This window comes from Paracidovorax wautersii (genome assembly GCF_900113035.1).
Classification (GTDB): Bacteria; Pseudomonadota; Gammaproteobacteria; order Burkholderiales; family Burkholderiaceae_C; genus Paracidovorax; species Paracidovorax wautersii.
On record NZ_FONX01000015.1, the window covers coordinates 1 to 18,332 of the forward strand.

Consider the following 18,332-nt stretch of genomic DNA (forward strand, 5'->3'; position numbering starts at 1 on the left):
GATGCCCTGCGCGTTGGCCCCGGCGCTCTTGGCGACCGAACGGAACAGCACATCGACCGACGGGCGATGGCGGTTGACCAGGGGGCCATCCACCACCTCGACATGGTACTGCGCGCCGCTGCGCCGCAGCAGCATGTGGCGGCCGCCGGGCGCGATCAGGGCGCGCCCGGGCATCACGCGGTCGTTGTTCTCGGCTTCCTTCACCTCGATCTGGCACAGCTTGTCCAGCCGGCTGGCGAAGGCCGCCGTGAACTTCTCCGGCATGTGCTGCACGATGACGATGCCCGGGCACACGCGCGGCAGTGCCGTGAGCACCTGCTCCAGCGCCTGCGTGCCGCCCGTGGAGGTGCCGATCGCCACCACGCGCTCGGTGGTCTTGGCCATGGCCCGGGCCGCCCCCGGCGGCAGGATGACGTCGGCCGTGTTCTTGCCCACCGGCACGGGCGGCGGCGCATCCGCCCGCACGGCCAGCCGCCGGACGTTGGCGCGGGCCGCCGCCTTCACCGTGGCGACGAACTCTTCGGCCGACTCCGAGAGAAAGGCCTTCAGGCCGATGCGCGGCTTGGTCACGATGGCCACCGCGCCCGCCGCCATGGCTTCCATGGTGGTCCTGGCGCCCTTTTCCGTGAGCGTGGAACAGATCACCACGGGCGTGGGGCGCTCGGCCATGATCTTGCGCAGGAAGGTGATGCCGTCCATGCGCGGCATCTCCACATCCAGCAGGATCACGTCGGGCCACTCCTGCTTCATGCGCTGCATCGCGAGCAGGGGGTCGGCCGCGGCGTGCATCACCTCGATGCCTGCCACCGGGCTCAGCAGCCCCGTCAGGACCTGGCGAACGACGGCCGAGTCGTCAACGATCAGCACTTTGATGGAAGGCATGGGAAGCGGGTACCTCAGGCAAGAAAGAAAAAGAAAAGGACGGCCAAGCAGGCCGGCGCTCAGCCGCGCAGGGGCCGCCCGGGCGCACCGGACGGGATCTGCCGCACCCACACGGCGCCGCTGGCGACGTCGAACACCACCTGCCGGTGGCCCTCGCCGAACAGATGTTCGCCACGCACGGGAATGCCGCGCTCGGCCAGCAGCTGCCGCGCGGCCTCGCCATTGCGCGTGCCCACCGACTGCAGGGCCCGCAGCCGGTGGCCGGGGAACATGTCGCCCCCGCCGAAGACCTTGGCTTCGCATTCGCTGGCGCGCACGCGCTCGCGCTGCAGGCCGCGCACCATCAGTTCGAGCGCCTCGTCGCCATAGCGCGCGTCCAGCGGCTGGCCCGGGCGGCGCGGCCGGTCGGCCAGCAGGAAGTGCGACATGGCGCCGATGAAGAGACGGGGGTGCCACAGCGTGATCGCCACGCAGGAGCCGAGGATGGTGCGCACGCGCATGGTGGCGTCGGCCACGAAGTATTCCCCGGGTTGCAGGAAGAGATCTGCGGGTTGGGGCGTACCGCGCACGGCATCATCCTGGCACCCGCAGGGCACCGGTGACGCGAGCGCGATGACGAGCCGGCACCATCACATCACGCCTTGCGATAGACCGAGGGGGCGACCTGCTGCACGGCGGAGGAGATCTCGTGCAGGCTCTCGGAATGGCCGATGTACAGATGGCCGCCGGGCTTGAGCAGCGAGAGCACGCGCGCCACGACCTGGCGCTTGGTGTCGCCGCTGAAATAGATCATCACGTTGCGCAGGAAGATCACGTCGAAGTGGCCCAGATCGGGCAGCCGGTCGTTGAGATTGGCCTGCAGGAAGCGCACCTTCTGGCGCAGCTCCCGCATCACCAGCAGCGTGCCCGCCTGCTCGCCCTGGCCCTTCAGGCAAAAGCGCTTGAGGTAGTTCTGCGGGATGTGCCGGGTGCGCTGCTCGGCATAGTGCCCGGTGCGCGCCTTGGCCAGCATCCGCGTGCTGATGTCCGTGCCCACCACCTCGAAGGGCCGCTCGCCCCGGCAGTCGGCCAGCACCATGGCGATGCTGTAGGCCTCCTCGCCGCTGGAGCTGGCCGCGCTCCACACGCGCAGCGTAACGGCGGCCGGCGCGGCCAGGGCCACCGAGCGCAGCAGCTCGAAGTGCTTGGGCTCGCGGAAGAAATAGGTTTCGTTGGTGGTCAGCAGATCGATGGCGGTCTGCATTTCCTGCGGATCGCTCTCGCCCTTGATCAGGTCGAAGTAGGCGCCATAGCTCGGCAGCTGCCGTGCGTGCACGCGCTTGGCCAGGCGGCCACAGACCAGGGCCTTCTTGGCGGGCGACAGCGTGATGCCCGCCGCTTCGAAGATGAAGCGCTGGAACTGGCCGAATTCCTGGTCGGAAAGAGGTTTGAGCGTCGGGTTCATGAAAGCGTGGGGAAGACGGAAGGCAGCGCGGCAGGGCCGCTCATCTGCGCGGCAGGCGGAGCTCGGGCAGCCGCGCGCCGTGGCCCTTGTTCCAGGCGGGCAGCGCGCTGCCCGGCATGGCCTTGGCGATGAACCAGCCCTGCGCGGAGGTGCAGCCGAAGGATTGCAGCAGCCGCCAGTCCTCCAGCGTCTCCACGCCCTCGGCCACCGTGGCCAGGTTCAGGCGGCGCGCCATGTCCAGCGCGGATTCCAGGATGACCCGCAGGCTCCTGCGCCGGTGGGCGCCATGCACGAAGGAACGGTCGATCTTCAGCTCGGTGAACGGAATGCGGGACAGCTGCTGCATCGACGAGAAGCCGGTGCCGTAGTCGTCGATCGACAGCCCGAAGCCCTTGAGCCGGAAGCGCACCAGCGCGGCGTGCGCGGCGCCTTGCGATTCCACGGCCGTGCTCTCGGTGATCTCCAGCGTGATCTGCGACGGATCCAAGCCATGCTGCTGCTGCAGGGCGCAGACTTCCGCCACGAGGTCGGGCCGCGTCAGCAGCTCGGGCGAGATGTTGACGGCCATGGTCAGCCGCATGCCGCGGGACTGCCACAGCGCGCACTGCGCGAAGCTCTGGTCCACCACCGACAGCGTCAGCGCATGGATGAGCGATTCGCGCTCGGCCACGGCGATGAACTCGTCCGGGGGCACCGTGCCGCGCTCGGGGTCGTGCCACCGGGCAAGCGCCTCGACGCCGCGCAGAATGCCCGTGTTCGTGTCGATCTTGGGCTGGAAGTGGGGCACGATCTGCCGCGTGAGGATGGCCTGCTCCAGCACTTGCGCGCAGATGCTGGACGGCGGGCGGCCCCGGCCGCTCTCGGCCCCCGCCTGCGGGGCGGCCAGGCATTCGCGCAGCACGTCCCGCAGGTCGTCGCGCGCCAGCGGCTTGCGCAGGCCGCGCTTGACGCCATGGCCCAGCGACTGCACGGAATCGATCAGCGCATCGTCCCGGCTCGACAGCAGAACGACCGGGCTGCGCACGCCGCGCAGCTGCAGGGCCTCGACGAGCTCGATGCCATCCATCGCGGGCATCTCCAGGGCGATGATCAGCAGATCGGGCGGCGCGTCCAGCAGGCTCAGCTGCTCCAGCGCCGCCAGGCCATGGGCGGCCTCGACGACCTGGCCGACGCCCAGCGCCATGCACAGGCGCGCCACATGCTGCCGCTGCAGCGCGCTGTCATCCACCACCAGCACCGAGCGGCGGGACCAGGTGGACTCAGGACTCGTCATGCGCGCACTCCCCTCGCCCGCTGGCGGCATGCCGTGGAGCGCCCATGGCACGGCAGCGCCGGGGCCGCGGAGCGCCCGGGCAGTCCCGCAGGAGCGGCGGGCAACGAGGCCCGCGAAGGCGGCGCAGCATGCAATCGGGCAGTCACTCAGGCTCCAGCAGACGCATCGGCCGCGATCTCGGGCAACGCGGCCAGCTCATCGGCGGACAGGGTGTTGTCCAGGTCGAGCAGCACCACGAAGCGCCCCCGCACCTTGCCCATGCCGCGGATGAAGTCGGCCCGGATCTGGGCGCCGAAGGCCGGCGGCGGCTCGATGTCGGAGGCAGCGATGTCCAGCACCTCGTTCACCGCATCCACCACCACGCCGATCACCTGCTGCTGCTCGGACTGGGACTGGACCTCGACGATCACGATGCAGGTGCGCCGCCCGATCACGGCCGGCGGCCGGCCGAAGCGCGCCTGCAGGTCGATCACGGGCACCACGGCGCCGCGCAGGTTGATCACGCCGCGCACCGAGCGCGGCATCATGGGCACGGTCGTCAGGTCGCCGTACTCGATGATTTCCTTGATGGCCAGGATGCCGATGGCGAACATCTCGCCACCGAGCTGGAACGTCAGGTACTGGGCCGGTTCGCTGGCCGCCGCAGCCCCGGCGGCTGCGCGCGGGGCGACGGAGGGAGATTGGGCTTCGGTCATGGGGACGGCTCCAGGCTGAGGGTCAGAAGCGGGTGAACTGGGTCTCATCCATGTCGTCCGCCGACAGATTCGCCACGGCCAGCGTGGTCGCGGCCTTGCGCACGGACTTGGGCTTGGCGTGCGCTGCCGCCTTGCCGAGGCCGCGGGAGGACTGGCCGGGCAGGTTGCCGCTCAGTCTGAAGAAGCTCATGGCCTGCTGCAGCTGTTCGGCCTGGCCGCTCATCTCTTCGGCGGTGGCCGCCAGCTCTTCGGAGCTGGAGGCGTTCTGCTGCGTGGTCTGGCTCAGCTGGCCCACGGCGGAGTTGATCTGGCCCACGCCGGAAGACTGCTCTTCGCTGGCCGCGGTGATCTCCTGCACCAGGTCCGAGGTCTTCTTGATGCTGGGCACCATCTCGTCCAGCAGGTTGCCCGCGCGCTCGGCCAGCTGCACGCTGGAGCTGGCCACGTCGCCGATTTCCTGCGCCGCCACCTGGCTGCGCTCGGCCAGCTTGCGTACCTCGGCCGCCACCACAGCGAAGCCCTTGCCGTGCTCGCCGGCACGCGCCGCTTCGATGGCGGCGTTGAGCGCCAGCAGGTTCGTCTGGTAGGCGATGTCGTCGATGATGTTGATCTTCTGCGCGATCTGCTTCATGGCCACCACCGTGGCCTTCACGGCTTCGCCGCCTTCGGCGGCCTCGGACGCCGCCTTGGTGGCCATGCTGTCGGTGAGCTTGGCGTTCTCGGTGTTCTGCGAGATGGAGGCCGTCATCTGCTCCAGCGAGGCGCTGGTCTCTTCCACGCCGGCGGCCTGCTCGCTGGCCGCCTGGCTCAGCGATTGCGCCGTGGCGCTCACCTCTTCCGACGCGCCCGCCAGCGCTTCCGCGCCGCTGTTGACGTCGGTCACAACGCGCGCGAGCTTGTCCACCATGTTCTTCATCGAGGCCAGCACGCTGGTGGAGTCGCCGTTGCGGGTCGAGATCTGCAGGGTCAGGTCACCGCTCGCCACGCTGTTGGCGATCTCGGCCACGTAGGCGGGCTCGCCGCCCAGCTGCTTGACCAGGGAACGGGTGATGAGGAAGGCCAGGGCCAGGGCCAGCACGGCGCTGACCACGAGCAGGGTGATGGTCAGCGAACGTGCCTGCGCATAGGAGGCAGCGGCATCCGCGGCCGCCTTGTCCCCTCCGGCCACGTTGAGGTCGGAGAGCTGGTCGGCCAGCGCGCGCACGCTGTCGTAGGCCTTGAGGGCTTCGCCATCCAGCACCGCGCGGGCTTCGGTCGTGTTGCCCTGCTGCATGAAGGCGGCCATCCGCTCGTGCTCGGAGTACATGCGCTCCATGCCGGCCTTGCTCTGGTCGTACATGCGCTTCTCTTCAGGGCTGGCCACGAGCTTGGAATACTCATCCCACAGCTGGCGCGTGGAGGCCATGCGCTCCACGCCTTCCTTGGTGGCCGCCCGCACGGCCACGGGGTCCGGATCGCTGAGCACGCGCATCTCCAGCACCCGCAGGCGGTTGATGTTGGACTTGGCCAGCATGATGATCCGCACGCTGGGCAGCCAGTTGGTCGCCAGATCTTCGGTGGAACGGTTCACCGCGGCCATTTGCGCGATGGCATAGGTGCCGAGGCCGACCATCAGTGCCAGCACGATGAAGAAGGCCCCGAAGAGCTTGGTCGCTAGTTTCATTTGTCGGAACATGGGGCACTACTCCTACGAGGTGAGTGAAACGGTGGCTCTGAAAAGAGGGAAGAAGCAGCAGAAGCTGTGGTGGAAGCGGCGGCCGGGCCGCACGGGAAGGGCTGAGCGCAAGGGGGCACCTCGGGTCGCTCAGTAGCGGGCGAATTCGGACTCATCCACGCCTTCGGCCAGCGCTGGCTCGGCATGGGCCGGCCGGGCCACGGGCTTGCTGCGCATGGCCGCAGGCCTGATGGGCTGCCGGCTCCGCGGCGCAGGGGTTGGGGCGGCGAGCCGCCCCCGGGCGCTGCCGCCCAGGTGGAAGAAGCTCATGGCCTGCTGCAGCTGTTCGGCCTGGGCGCTCATTTCCTCGGCGGTCGCGGCGAGTTCCTCGGAGCTGGAGGCGTTCTGCTGCGTGGTCTGGCTCAGCTGGCCCACGGCGGCATTGATCTGGCCCACGCCGGAAGACTGCTCTTCGCTGGCGGCGGCGATTTCCTGCACCAGATCCGAAGTCTTCTTGATGCTCGGCACCATCTCGCCCAGCAGGTCCCCGGCACGTTCGGCCAGCTGCACGCTGGAGCTGGCCACGTCGCCGATTTCCTGCGCCGCGATCTGGCTGCGCTCGGCCAGCTTGCGCACCTCGGCCGCCACCACGGCGAAGCCCTTGCCGTGCTCGCCGGCGCGCGCCGCCTCGATGGCCGCGTTGAGCGCCAGCAGGTTCGTCTGGTAGGCGATGTCGTCGATGATGTTGATCTTCTGCGCGATCTGCTTCATGGCCACCACCGTGGCTTTCACGGCTTCGCCGCCTTCGGCGGCCTCGGACGCGGCCTTGGTGGCCATGCTGTCGGTGAGCTTGGCGTTCTCGGTGTTCTGCGAGATGGAGGCCGTCATCTGCTCCAGCGAGGCGCTGGTCTCTTCCACGCCGGCGGCCTGCTCGCTGGCGGCCTGGCTCATGGATTGCGCCGTGGCGCTCACCTCTTCCGCCGCGCCCGCCAGGGCTTCGGCGCCGCCGTTGACCTCGGCCACGATGTCCGAGAGGCTGGCCACCGTCTTGTTGACGTATTCCTTCATCTCCCCGAAGGCGCCCTGGTACGGAGCGGTGATGGTCTGGGTGAGGTCGCCCTGGGCCAGCGCCCCCATCACGCGAACCACGTCGTTGATGCTCTCGCCCGACATGCGGACCATGTCCTTGACGGTGCTCAGCATGCTGGTCTGGTCGCCGGGCCGGGTGACGACCTGCACGGTGAAGTCGCCCTTGGCGACCTGGCGCATCACCTCGGCCGCGTAGGCCGGCTCGCCGCCGAGCACGCTCTGCAGGCCACGCACGATCAAGACGGCGATGACCGCGGCCAGGGCGACGGCGAGCGCGCTGCCCGCGACGAGCACGAGCTTGGTCATGGACTGCATGGCCTCCGCCTCCTTGGAGCGCACGGCCAGCAGGTCGCCTTCCGCGCTGCGGGCCTGGGCGAGCAGGTCACGCATGCGATCCATGTGCTGCTTGCCCTTGGCCGCGCTCACGCTGGCCACCACGGCGTCCATGGATGCCTTGCCGTCGCTCACCGAGCGGCGCAGCGCGATCTCCGGCTCCAGCACGCGGGCCACCCATTCGTCGCGGGAGGCCAGCACGCGCGCCAGCCGCTCCTGCTGCTTGGGGTTGTCCTCCGTCAGCTTCTTCGCGTTGTCCAGATGGGTGTTGAAGCTGGCCAGGCCGGACTTGTAGGGCTCCAGGAAGGCGTCCTGCCCGGACAGCGCAAAGCCGCGCTCGCCGGTTTCCACATTGACCAGCGCGGTGAGCATGCCGTCCACTTCGGACATCACCTCGTAGGTGTGGACGTTCATCCGGTTCGCCTCGTTCAGCGACCCGAAGTTGACGTAGGCCACGGTGCTGAGCACGAGCAGGATGAGCAGGACGGCGGCGAAGCCGACGTACAGCCGGGTAGCGACTTTGAGGTTTTTGAACATGAAAGGCAGTCAGTGACGAGGGGTTCTGGACGCGGGTTCTTCAGTTCAGAACTGCGTGGCGCCCAGGGCTTCAAACGCCGCACCCGCCTGCTCCATGGCCCGGGCGGCCAGTGCGGGGACGTCGAGAATCAAGGCCACCTGGCCGCTGCCCAGGATGCTCGAGCCGCTGATGCCACGCAGGTGCGAGAACATCGGAGCCAGGGGCTTGATGACGGTCTGGGCCTCGCCCAGCAGGCGGTCCACGATCAGGCCGAAGCGCTGCGTGCCGTGGCGGACCACCACGATGCTCTGGCGGTTGCCCGCCGTGCCCGGCACGGAGAACAGCACGCGCAGCCGTGCGAAGGGCAGGACCTGCCCACGCAGCTCGGTGTAGTCGTGGCCCGTGTCGTCGCGGAACTCCACGCATTCCTCGATGCTTTCCAGCGGCAGCACGAAGACCGACTCGCCCACCGCGATCTGGAAGCCGTTGATGATGGCCAGCGTCAGCGGCAGCCGCACGGTGACCGTCGTGCCCACGCCGGGCTGGCTGGCCAGCGACACGCTGCCGCGCAGCGCCGTGATGTTGCGCTTGACCACGTCCATGCCCACGCCGCGACCGGACAGGTTGGTGATCTGCTCGGCCGTGGAAAAGCCGGGCTCGAAGATCAGCTGGTAGATCTCGTCGTCGCTCAGCACCTTGCCGGGATCGACCAGCCCGCGCTCCGTGGCCTTGGCCAGGATGCGGTCGCGCGAGAGGCCGCCGCCGTCGTCGCTCACCTCGATCACGATGCTGCCGGAGTCGTGATAGGCATTGAGCGTGAGCGTGCCCACCGCCGGCTTGCCGCTCTCCAGCCGCAGCGCGGCGGGCTCGATGCCGTGGTCCATGCTGTTGCGCACCAGGTGCGTGAGCGGATCGGTGATCTTCTCGACCACGGTCTTGTCCAGCTCCGTGTCCTCGCCCTGCACGACCAGCACGATGTCCTTGCCGATCTCGCGCGAGACGTCGCGCACCAGCCGCTGGAAGCGGTTGAAGGTGCCACCGATGCGCACCATGCGCAGCTGCAGCGCGCTGTCGCGTACCTCCTGCACCAGGCTGTTGAGCATGGAATGCGCCTCCTGCAGCGCCGCGCTCTGCACGCGCTGCCCGGCCTGGGTGGCCGTGGCGGTGGCGGTGATGAGCTCGCCCACCAGATCGACCAGCCGGTCGAGCTTCTCGGCGTCCACGCGCACCGACTGGCCCTCCGCCGGCCGCCCCTCGCGGGACTGCGGCGCGGTGAGCGTCTTGACCTGCTGCTGGCGCTCCAGCGCGGCCTGCACCACCGGCGGCTCGACCCGGCCCTGCTCGATCAGCAGCTCGCCGAGCGGCACGTCCTCCGGGCCCTGCCAGCGTTGCTGCTGCTGCCGCTGCAGGGCGTCCTGCAGCTCGCGGCGCGTCAGGCTGCCGCACTGCACCAGCATCTCGCCCAGCCGCAGCACGCTGCCGTCATCGGCCACGCCCAGGTTGCCGACCAGCTCGATGTACTGCGCGACCTGGCTGAAGGGCGGCAGGATGTGGACCACGCAGTCGTCGAGCACGAATTCGAACGCGCCCTCGATCTCGGCCTTGCTGGCATCGCTGCGCAGGGCGATCTCGAAACCCAGGTAGCACGACTCCGCGTCCATGGCCTCCAGCGACGGCAGGCGGTCGGTGAGCGTGACGATGCCGGTGATGGTGCCCAGCTTGTTCAGATAGCGCAGGAACGAGATCGGGTCCATGCCGTTGCGCAGCACGTCCGAGCCGAAGCGCAGCGAGATGTGCCAGTGGTCGGCGCTGCGCTGGATCTCGGCCGGCGCGGCGCTGACCAGCGAGCCGCCCGGCAGCGCTTCGCGCGGCGCGGCTTCGGCGGCCGCGGCCACCGGGGCGGCCGGGCCGTCCAGCAGCCGGTTCAGGCCTTCGAGCAGGGGGGCGGCCTCGGCCTGCAGCGGCTCGTCGGCCTCGGTGTACCCGGCCGCGGCCACGTCCACCAGGTGCCCGATGTGGTCGCGGCAGGCCAGCAGCAGGGTGATGACGTCGTCGTCGATGGCGATGCTGCCCTCGCGCACCCGGTCCAGCACGCTCTCGGCCACGTGGGCGAAGTCCACGATGAAGTCCAGCCCGAAGAGGCCTGCGGAGCCCTTGATGGTGTGGGCCGCGCGGAAGATGGCGTTGATCGCGTCGCTGGGGTCCTGCTCCTGGCGCACGCCCAGCAGGGCGAGCTCCATGTCTTCCAGCAGCTCGCGGCTTTCGGTGATGAAGGCCTGCAGGGCCTGCTCCATGTCCATGCTCATGGTGTGGCTCCGTCCAGCGCGAGGGCTGCAGGCTGCGATGCGCCGGCGAGGTGCTCGCCGCTCAGATCGAACAAATCGAACAGCTGCCGGACCTCCGCGCTCGGCTCGACGAGGCGCAGCGGCACGCCGCGGGCCTGCAGGTCGCGCCGTGCCGCCAGCAGCAGCTGTACGCCGGCGCTGTCGATCTCGCTCACGCCGCTCAGATCGATGTCCAGGCCGGCCGGGCTGTCGGAGATGGCCGCCAGCAGGACCAGGCGCAGCTCGGCCGCCCGGTAGATGTTGAGCTCGCCGTCGAGCGGCAGCAGGGTCACGGCACCGCTCATGGCAGCACCAGCTTTTCCACGGCGGACAGCAGCACGGGCGGCTGGAACGGCTTGACCACCCAGGCCTTGGCGCCTGCCAGCTGGCCTTCGCGCTTCTTGGCCTCCTGGCTTTCGGTGGTCAGCATGATGACGGGCGTGAAGCGGTAGGCCGGCAGGGCCTTCACGTTCTTCAGGAAGGTGATGCCGTCCATGTTGGGCATGTTCACGTCGCTGATGATGAGATGCACCTTCTGGCCCGTGAGCTGCGCCAGGGCGTCGCGTCCGTCGCGGCCTTCTATGACGTGGTAGCCGGCGCCGCGCAGCGCGATGCCGACGACGGAACGAACGGAGGAGGAGTCGTCAACGATCAGAATGGTCTTGGCCATGCGTGGAAGTCCCTTGGGTGGTATTGCTCGGTGGCGCTCAGAAGAAGGTCACTTCTTCGTGCGGCGCAGGCGCGCTGCCGGACGTGCCGGAGCCGGCCGTGCTGTGCAGGCTGCGCTCGCTGTCCATGGCGTAGGTGGCGGCAAGCTCGTCCAGCAGGCCCTGCGCCTGCAGCGGCTCGAGCCGGCCACTCCGGGCGTATCGGTCGCCGTGCTCCTGCACCACGGACGGAAAACGCTGGATGTTGTCGCGGACGTGGCTCAGCACCTGGCTGACCCGGTCCTGGAACTGCAGCTGCACCAGGGAGTCGTTGATCTCGTGCTGGATCTGCCGGCCTTCCTCGCGCAGGACCTGGGCGGACTGCGCCAGCCCCGACGTCAGCTGCAGGAAGGCGCCCAGCACCTGCTCGATGCGGCCTTCGGAATCGGTGATGACGTGCTGCTCCTGCTGCCGGGAGGCCTCGGCCGCCACGCGGGCCTCGCCGATGGCCAGATGGATGGCCCGCACCCTTTCGGTGATGCGCTGACCGGTCTCGCCCGACATCTTGGACAGCGACCGCACCTCCTGCGCCACCTGCGCGAAGCCCCGTCCCCGCTCGCCGGCGTGGGCAGCCTCGATGGTGGCGTTGATCGCCAGCAGGTTGGTCTGCTGCGCGATCCGCGATACGGCACCGGCCATCTCCTGCAGTTCCTCGACGAAGCGCTGCAGCTCCTCGACCTTGACCAGCATCTGGGCCTTGCCCTGCATCGCCTCGCGCAGCGAGCCGATGAGTTGCTGCAGCTGCTGCTGGCTCTGGGTATAGACCGCGTCGGCGGCCGCATCCTGCGACAGCGCCCCGGCGCCGCCCGAAGGCAGGGCCGTGCGGTCCAGCCGCTGGACGATGGCCGAGAACCGTGCGCTCAGCTCGGCGATCGCCACTTCCGTCTGCTCGCGCGAAGACTCGATATGGCGGGACCACACCGGCGCCAGCTCGGCACTGAAGGCACCGACATCGGCCATCCACTGCGCCTGCGCCTGCGCAGCGCGGCGCTCACGCAGGCGGGCCTGCCACCACGCCAGCCCGCCACCGGCCAGCAGCAACGCGGCGCACAGCATGCCCACGCCGCTGAAAGACGACAGCGCCAAAGCAAAAACGCCGCCCAGCACTGAAAGCGCGGGGGCGGCAAGAAGGTCCAGATTCAGCCGGTCTGTGGTCATCGCAAGGCCCCCGAAATCGGCTCGTTGGAGTGCTATCTATCGAGGGCTACGACACCATCGAACAAAACACGTTGTGACAGATATACGCACGAAGTTACCTGAGTTCACCACCTTTAACCGGACAGAACCGACCCCAAAGCGGTACTCAATCGGCCAACATGAGTCGATTGAGTATTCATGTTGGCGCGAGTGCCTGCATACGCAGGACATGGCCAACACACCGAAAGACAGCAAATGTTCAATGCCGGCGAAACGGCAGAGACAGGCAAGAGACGAGCACCGCGCGGACATGGCTCCCGTGCTGCTGCGCCTGCTCATCAACGAGGCGCAAGCGAACGGGCCGCGGCCCGAGCTGCTGCTGCGTGGATCGGGGCTGGAGCCCGGGGACCTGAGCTCCCCCCATCTGCGCATTTCCTACCGGCAGTACGCCGAAGTGGTGCGCCGCTTCCTGGCCGCGCGCCCGGCGCTGCACACCGGGCTGCTGCTGGCCAACCGGATCAACATCCTGGCCCTGGGCAAGGTCGCGCTGGGCATGCTGGCCAGCAAGAACCACCACGAAATGCTCGATTTCCTGGTCGAATTCCAGCGAATGGCGGGCTTTGCGATGGCGCTGTCGATGCAACGCTCCCTGCCGCTGCAGCAGATCCAGGTAGAAGTGGCGCCGCGCTTCGACGATCCTGACATCGAACCGTTCCTGACGGTCTTTACGATCGCAGCGGTCAACCAGATCACACGGCAGGTGCTGGGCTCGAATTTCCAGGCCGCGCGCATCCTGCTCGCGCTGCCGCGCCCCCCGGACGCCTACGAATACGAACTGGCCCTGGGCTGCCGGGTCAGCTTCGGCGCGCGCACCAGCATGCTGTGCCTGCCGCTGCCACCCATGGAGATCGCGGCAGCCGAGCCCAGCGTGGTGGAGCGCATGCGGGAGCTCCTCCACGCCAGCAATGCCCAGCCCGGCTTCGAGCACGGCGCCGCCGTGATGCAGATCATCCGCCGCTGCCAGGACTCGGCCCCGCCCCTGGCGCAGATCGCGGCGGAGCTGAACATCAGCGAACGCACACTGCGCCGCAAGCTGCGGGAGGAAGGGCTCACCTATCGCGGCCTGATCAACGAACACCGGCGGCAGCGCACCATCGCCCTGCTGGTGCAGTCCAGCACGCCCATGGCGGAAATCGCCTCCCAGACCGGCTATTCCAGCCCCCGCAGCCTGCGGCGCGCCGTGAACCGATGGACGGGCAGCGGCCCCAGCTCCGTCCGGCGCAACGTGTCCAACAGCTCGAAGGACGGGCCCGCGGCCACCGGCACGGCGCAGGGAGGCGGCACCGCCAAGCCCGCCGCACGCGCGCACCCGCCGGCAAGCGCGACGGCGGCGAGATCACGTAGCATCACCGCGCCTGCCTGCAGCAGGCTTGCCGCCGATCCACCGCCTTCCAGGACCCTGCCTTGACGACCACCGCACCCGCCGCCGCCTTCGATGCCACCCGCTACGACGCCGCCATCGTCGATCTGGACGGCACCATGATCGACACGCTGGGCGACTTCACCGAAGCGCTCAACCGCATGCTGCGCGATCTGGCGCTGCCGGCGATCGGCTCGCACGACATCGAGCGCATGGTGGGCAAGGGCTCGGAGCACCTGCTGCGCTCGGTGCTGCAGCACGTGCTGGGGCCGGCCGGCGCAGCGCGGGCGGAGTCGCTCTACCCCGCCGCCTGGGAAGGCTACCAGCGGCACTACCTCGAACTCAACGGCCAATACGCCAGCACCTATCCCGGCGTGCAAGCCGGCCTGCGGGCGCTGCGCGGTGCCGGGCTGCAGCTGGCCTGCCTCACCAACAAGCCCACGGCTTTCGCCGTGCCGCTGCTGCAGGCCAAGGGGCTGGACGGCTTCTTCGGCCACGTCTTCGGCGGCGACGCCTTCGAACGCAAGAAACCCGACCCGCTGCCCCTGCTCAAGACCTGCGAGGCGCTGGGCACCGTGCCCGCGCGCACGCTGATGATCGGCGACTCCAGCAACGACGCGCAGGCCGCGCGCGCTGCCGGCTGCCCGGTGGTGCTGGTCACCTACGGCTACAACCACGGCCAGCCGGCACGCAGCGTGGACGCGGACGGCTACGTGGACGCGCTGACCGAGCTGCTGCCGGGCTGACCGCACCCCGCCCACCCCGGCGCCCGCCGCCTCACGCCGGCTTGCCCAGCAGCGCGTCCTTCAGGAGCCAGTCGGCCGGGTTGGGCCCCAGCCAGACGCCCAGCAGCGCATCGAAGAATTCCGGCTCCTTGAACGGCTCGCCCTGCGGCTGCCCCTTGACGGTGATGACCATGCCGGTGCCGGGCAGCCAATCCACGTAGAAGTTGTCCCCCGCCTGCAGCTTCTTGTGGGCCGCGAAGATCTGGCCCATGCGGGCCAGCCCGGGCACCAGGCGCGAGAAGGCGGCGCGGTCCATGTTGTTTTCCACGCCCCGGTAGAAGAGCCGGCCGAGCTCGTCCGAATCGATGTCGCGCAGCATGGTGATGGTCAGCCGCTTGGGGCCCTGCATGGCGGCGATCTCTGCCGCCGACGAGGCCGGCTGGGGCAGGTAGAGCCCGGCCGCATAGACCTTGAATACCGCCTTGTAGCGGATGCCCGCGCCGTTGAGCCGCAACGCCTTGCCCTGCACCGCCACGGTGGGCTCGAAGCGCACGCCCGCCAGTTCCACGCCCGCCGCGGGCTGGGCTGCGGCCCAGCCGCCCGACAGGCCGGCCACCAGGAACACCACGCATCGAAACCAGTACGAGAGAGACATCGGACACCTCTGAAAAGAACGGTCGTTCTTTTCATTGTGACCGCCTTGCATATCCGCGCACAACAGCCGTTCGCGCAACCGGGCTTTGCTACACTTTGCGCGATGTTCATTCACCGCGTTTTCATTACAGGTTGCAGCGACCGGGGAGCCTGGCCCTGGCGCAAGCCATCCTCGTCCAACAACGCTTGAAAGCACCTGGGCCACTTCCCAGCGTGCGCCCGCGGTCCCCGCCGATCCCTCGCGCATCGGCAGGCGGCCAGACCTTAGGAATGAACTGCGGCGCTGTGCGTTCACACACGCCGACCTGCCCACCCCCTGCAGGCGCCGCATGAGCTGGGAGCTCCCCCGTGATCACTGAACTCGAATTCAAAAGCCTCGCCGGCGAAGGCTACAACCGCATCCCGCTGATGGCGGAGGCCTTCGCGGACCTGGAAACCCCCCTGTCCCTCTACCTCAAGCTGGCCCATGGCGGCGGCAGCGGCAAGCACAGCTTCCTGCTCGAATCGGTGGTGGGCGGCGAGCGCTTCGGGCGCTACAGCTTCATCGGCCTGCCGGCGCGCACCCTGCTGCGCGCCAGCGGCTTCGGCGACGCCGCCCGCACCGAGGTCGTGACCGACGGCCAGGTGGTGGAGACCGCCGCGGGCAATCCGCTGGACTTCATCGCCGCCTACCAGCAGCGCTTCAAGGTGGCGCTGCGGCCCGGCCTGCCGCGCTTCTGCGGGGGCCTGGCGGGCTACTTCGGCTACGACGCGGTGCGCTACATCGAGAAGAAGCTGGAGAACTCCTGCCCGCCCGACACCCTGGGCTGCCCCGACATCCTGCTGCTGCAGTGCGAGGAGCTGGCCGTCATCGACAACCTCTCGGGCAAGCTCTACCTCATCGTCTATGCCGACCCGGGCCAGCCCGAGGCCTATGCCCGCGCCAAGAAGCGCCTGCGCGAGCTGAAGGACCAGCTCAAGTATTCGGTCAGCGCCCCCGTGGTGCGCCCGACCGAGAGCCACCCCGCGCAGCGCAGCTTCGCCAAGGCCGACTACCTGGCCGCCGTGGAGCGCGCCAAGGAGCTCATCGCCGCGGGCGACTTCATGCAGGTGCAGGTGGGCCAGCGCATCCACAAGCGCTACACCGAGAGCCCCTTGAGCCTCTACCGCGCGCTGCGCTCGCTGAACCCGTCGCCGTACATGTACTACTACGACTTCGGCGACTTCCAGGTCGTGGGCGCCAGCCCCGAGATCCTGGTGCGGCAGGAAAGCACGCCCGAAGGGCAAAAGGTCACAATCCGCCCGCTGGCCGGCACCCGCCCGCGCGGCGCCACGCCCGAGAAGGACAAGGCCACCGAGGTCGAGCTCATCAACGACCCGAAGGAGCGCGCCGAGCACGTGATGCTGATCGACCTGGCGCGCAACGACATCGGCCGCATCGCCCGCACCGGCACCGTGAAGGTGACCGAGGCCTTCGCCGTGGAGCGCTACAGCCACGTGATGCACATCGTGAGCAACGTGGAAGGCATCCTGCATGAAGGCATGACCAACATGGACGTGCTCAAGGCCACCTTCCCCGCCGGCACGCTGACCGGCGCGCCCAAGGTGCATGCGATGGAGCTCATCGACCAGCTGGAACCCAGCAAGCGCGGCCTCTACGGCGGCGCCTGCGGCTACCTGAGCTACGCGGGCGACATGGACGTGGCCATCGCCATCCGCACCGGCATCATCAAGAACGGCACGCTCTACGTGCAGGCCGCCGCCGGCGTGGTGGCCGATTCGGTGCCCGAGATGGAATGGAAGGAAACCGAGCACAAGGCCCGCGCCCTGCTGCGCGCGGCCGAACTGGTCGAGGAGGGCCTGGAATGACCCGCGCCATCGACAAGACACGGCCCTGCGCCAGCATGGCCGAGGTGCGCGCCCAGGTGGATGCGCTGGACGACCTCCTCGTGCCGCTGCTGGTCGAGCGCGGCGGCTACATGACGCAGGCCGCGATCAACAAGCCGCAGCGCTCGCAGGTGCGCGACGAGGCCCGCATCGAGGCCATCGTGGCCCGCGTGCGCGCCCGCGCCCTGGCCGAGGGCGGCGAGCCCGACGTGATCGAGGCCATCTACCGCGCCATGATGGAGGCGTACATCGCCTACGAACACCGCGAATTCGAACGCCTGGCCGCCGACGGCCAGAAGGCAGCGCAGCAGACCCAGGAGCACACGGCATGACCACGAACCCATCGAAGAACGCCACGGCCCGCCCCCGGCTGCTGATGGTGGACAACTACGACAGCTTCACCTTCAACATCGTCCAGTACTTCGGCGAACTGGGTGCCGAGGTGGAGGTCTTCCGCAACGACGAGATCACGCTCGAAGGCATCGCCGAGCGCCGGCCCGACCGGCTGGTGATCTCGCCCGGGCCCTGCTCGCCGGCCGAGGCCGGCATCTCGGTGGCGGCGATCAAGCACTTCGCCGGCAAGCTGCCCATCCTGGGCGTATGCCTGGGCCACCAGAGCATCGGCGCGGCCTTCGGCGGCCAGATCATCCGCGCGCAGGAGCTGATGCACGGCAAGACCAGCGTCATCACCACCACGCGGCAGGGCGTGTTCGCCGGCCTGCCGGAGCAGTTCACCGTCAACCGCTACCACTCGCTGGCCATCGAGCGCGCGACCTGCCCCGACGTGCTGGCCGTGACGGCCTGGACCGACGACGGCGAGATCATGGGCGTGCGCCACAAGGAGCTGGACATCGAAGGCGTGCAGTTCCACCCGGAAAGCATCCTCACCGAGCACGGCCACGCCATGCTGAAGAACTTCCTGGAGCCGCGCGCGTGACGCTGCTCGGCATCGACGGCCACCAGCTGCTGCTGTTCGTGGCCGCGGGCTGGCTGCTCAACCTCACGCCCGGGCCGGACGTGTTCTACATCGTCACGCACGCGCTGCGCTCCGGCGCCCGCGCGGGCATCGTGGCGGGGCTGGGCATCACGGCCGGCTGCTTCGTGCACGTGGCGGCGGCGGCGCTGGGCGTGAGCGCGCTGCTGGCCACCTCGGCCGCGGCCTTCACGGCGCTCAAGTGGGCCGGCGCGGCCTATCTCGTCTATGTGGGCGTGCGCATGCTGCGCGCACGGCCGGGCCAGGGGCTGGCCGCCGTGGCGCGCAGCGCGGGCACGGCGGCGCAGGCCGCCACCACGCCGCTGGGCGAGGTGTTCAAGGGCGGCTTCTGGACCAACGTGCTCAACCCCAAGGTCGCCGTCTTCTTCCTGGCCTTCGTGCCGCAGTTCATCGCGCCGGGCACCGAGCACAAGGCGCTGGCCTTCGCGCTGCTGGGCACGCTGTTCAACCTCAACGCGATTCCGGTGAGCATCGGCTGGGCCCTGGCCGCCGCCTGGATGGCACGGCGCATCGGCGCCGTGCAGCGCGGCATGCACTGGCTGGACCGCGTGGCCGGCGCCCTGTTCGTCGCATTCGGCATCAAGCTGGCGCTCGCCGAGCCGCCGGCCCCCTGATCGG

At 69.1% G+C, this 18,332-nt stretch carries 18 protein-coding genes; 6 read left to right on the forward strand and 12 right to left on the reverse strand.

What is annotated here, in order from left to right; all coding sequences use genetic code 11:
• The 11 genes from BM070_RS18670 to BM070_RS18720 form a co-directional block, all read right to left on the reverse strand.
• Positions 1 to 882 (reverse strand): protein-glutamate methylesterase/protein-glutamine glutaminase (locus tag BM070_RS18670; protein ID WP_092940863.1); only part of this gene is annotated, 882 nt, incomplete at its 3' end.
• 59 nt (positions 883 to 941) lie between these two features.
• Positions 942 to 1,451: a chemotaxis protein CheD gene (locus tag BM070_RS18675; RefSeq protein WP_245785298.1), complete on the reverse strand. Its 510-nt coding sequence runs from the start codon at positions 1,449 to 1,451 to the stop codon at positions 942 to 944.
• Positions 1,452 to 1,516: 65 nt separating this feature from the next.
• Positions 1,517 to 2,326: a CheR family methyltransferase gene (locus tag BM070_RS18680; protein WP_092940864.1), complete on the reverse strand. Its 810-nt coding sequence runs from the start codon at positions 2,324 to 2,326 to the stop codon at positions 1,517 to 1,519.
• A gap of 40 nt (positions 2,327 to 2,366) precedes the next feature.
• Entirely contained in the window at positions 2,367 to 3,599 is a 1,233-nt protein-coding gene (locus BM070_RS18685) for an EAL domain-containing response regulator (RefSeq protein ID WP_092940865.1), read from the reverse strand.
• A gap of 146 nt (positions 3,600 to 3,745) precedes the next feature.
• Entirely contained in the window at positions 3,746 to 4,294 is a 549-nt protein-coding gene (locus BM070_RS18690; protein WP_092940866.1) for a chemotaxis protein CheW, read from the reverse strand.
• A 22-nt stretch (positions 4,295 to 4,316) separates the two neighbouring features.
• On the reverse strand, positions 4,317 to 5,969 hold the full coding sequence (locus tag BM070_RS18695; RefSeq protein WP_092940867.1) for a methyl-accepting chemotaxis protein: 1,653 nt from the start codon (positions 5,967 to 5,969) through the stop codon (positions 4,317 to 4,319).
• 129 nt (positions 5,970 to 6,098) lie between these two features.
• Positions 6,099 to 7,907 (reverse strand): methyl-accepting chemotaxis protein, encoded by a 1,809-nt coding sequence (locus tag BM070_RS18700; protein WP_092940868.1) that lies wholly within the window; start codon positions 7,905 to 7,907, stop codon positions 6,099 to 6,101.
• A gap of 45 nt (positions 7,908 to 7,952) precedes the next feature.
• Positions 7,953 to 10,187, reverse strand: a complete 2,235-nt coding sequence (locus BM070_RS18705; RefSeq protein WP_092940869.1) for a chemotaxis protein CheA — start codon at positions 10,185 to 10,187, stop codon at positions 7,953 to 7,955.
• Between the two features lie 2 nt (positions 10,188 to 10,189).
• Positions 10,190 to 10,516 carry an STAS domain-containing protein gene (locus BM070_RS18710; RefSeq protein ID WP_092940870.1) on the reverse strand — a complete coding sequence of 109 codons (327 nt, stop codon included), beginning with the start codon at positions 10,514 to 10,516 and terminating at the stop codon, positions 10,190 to 10,192.
• Positions 10,513 to 10,881 carry a response regulator gene (locus tag BM070_RS18715; protein ID WP_092940871.1) on the reverse strand — a complete coding sequence of 123 codons (369 nt, stop codon included), beginning with the start codon at positions 10,879 to 10,881 and terminating at the stop codon, positions 10,513 to 10,515. Before BM070_RS18715 ends, BM070_RS18710 begins: the two co-directional genes overlap by 4 nt.
• 37 nt (positions 10,882 to 10,918) lie before the next feature.
• Positions 10,919 to 12,076 (reverse strand): methyl-accepting chemotaxis protein, encoded by a 1,158-nt coding sequence (locus tag BM070_RS18720; RefSeq protein ID WP_139222884.1) that lies wholly within the window; start codon positions 12,074 to 12,076, stop codon positions 10,919 to 10,921.
• Between the two features lie 208 nt (positions 12,077 to 12,284).
• On the opposite strand from BM070_RS18720, the gene BM070_RS18725 reads away from it, so the two are divergent.
• Together BM070_RS18725 and gph are read left to right on the forward strand one after the other, a co-directional pair.
• Entirely contained in the window at positions 12,285 to 13,523 is a 1,239-nt protein-coding gene (locus BM070_RS18725) for an AraC family transcriptional regulator (protein ID WP_175518547.1), read from the forward strand.
• The gene (gene gph / locus BM070_RS18730; RefSeq protein ID WP_092940874.1) at positions 13,520 to 14,221 is read left to right on the forward strand and encodes a phosphoglycolate phosphatase; all 702 of its coding nucleotides are present in this window, start codon (positions 13,520 to 13,522) and stop codon (positions 14,219 to 14,221) included. The genes BM070_RS18725 and gph overlap by 4 nt, the downstream gene beginning before the upstream one ends.
• 31 nt (positions 14,222 to 14,252) lie before the next feature.
• Here the strand turns inward: gph and BM070_RS18735 are convergent, their stop codons facing one another.
• Complete coding sequence (locus tag BM070_RS18735; RefSeq protein ID WP_092940875.1) at positions 14,253 to 14,855, reverse strand: chalcone isomerase family protein; 603 nt, start codon at positions 14,853 to 14,855, stop codon at positions 14,253 to 14,255.
• Between the two features lie 347 nt (positions 14,856 to 15,202).
• Between BM070_RS18735 and trpE the strand changes: the two genes are divergently transcribed.
• Genes trpE through BM070_RS18755 form a run of 4 tightly spaced genes read left to right on the forward strand, consistent with a single transcriptional unit; the run spans position 15,203 to position 18,328 of the window.
• The gene (gene trpE, locus BM070_RS18740; RefSeq protein ID WP_092940876.1) at positions 15,203 to 16,702 is read left to right on the forward strand and encodes an anthranilate synthase component I; all 1,500 of its coding nucleotides are present in this window, start codon (positions 15,203 to 15,205) and stop codon (positions 16,700 to 16,702) included.
• Positions 16,699 to 17,052 carry a chorismate mutase gene (locus BM070_RS18745; RefSeq protein WP_092940877.1) on the forward strand — a complete coding sequence of 118 codons (354 nt, stop codon included), beginning with the start codon at positions 16,699 to 16,701 and terminating at the stop codon, positions 17,050 to 17,052. The genes trpE and BM070_RS18745 overlap by 4 nt, the downstream gene beginning before the upstream one ends.
• Positions 17,049 to 17,657: an anthranilate synthase component II gene (locus BM070_RS18750; RefSeq protein ID WP_092940878.1), complete on the forward strand. Its 609-nt coding sequence runs from the start codon at positions 17,049 to 17,051 to the stop codon at positions 17,655 to 17,657. The genes BM070_RS18745 and BM070_RS18750 overlap by 4 nt, the downstream gene beginning before the upstream one ends.
• Positions 17,654 to 18,328 (forward strand): LysE family translocator, encoded by a 675-nt coding sequence (locus tag BM070_RS18755; protein ID WP_434803201.1) that lies wholly within the window; start codon positions 17,654 to 17,656, stop codon positions 18,326 to 18,328. The genes BM070_RS18750 and BM070_RS18755 overlap by 4 nt, the downstream gene beginning before the upstream one ends.
• Positions 18,329 to 18,332 lie beyond the last annotated feature (4 nt).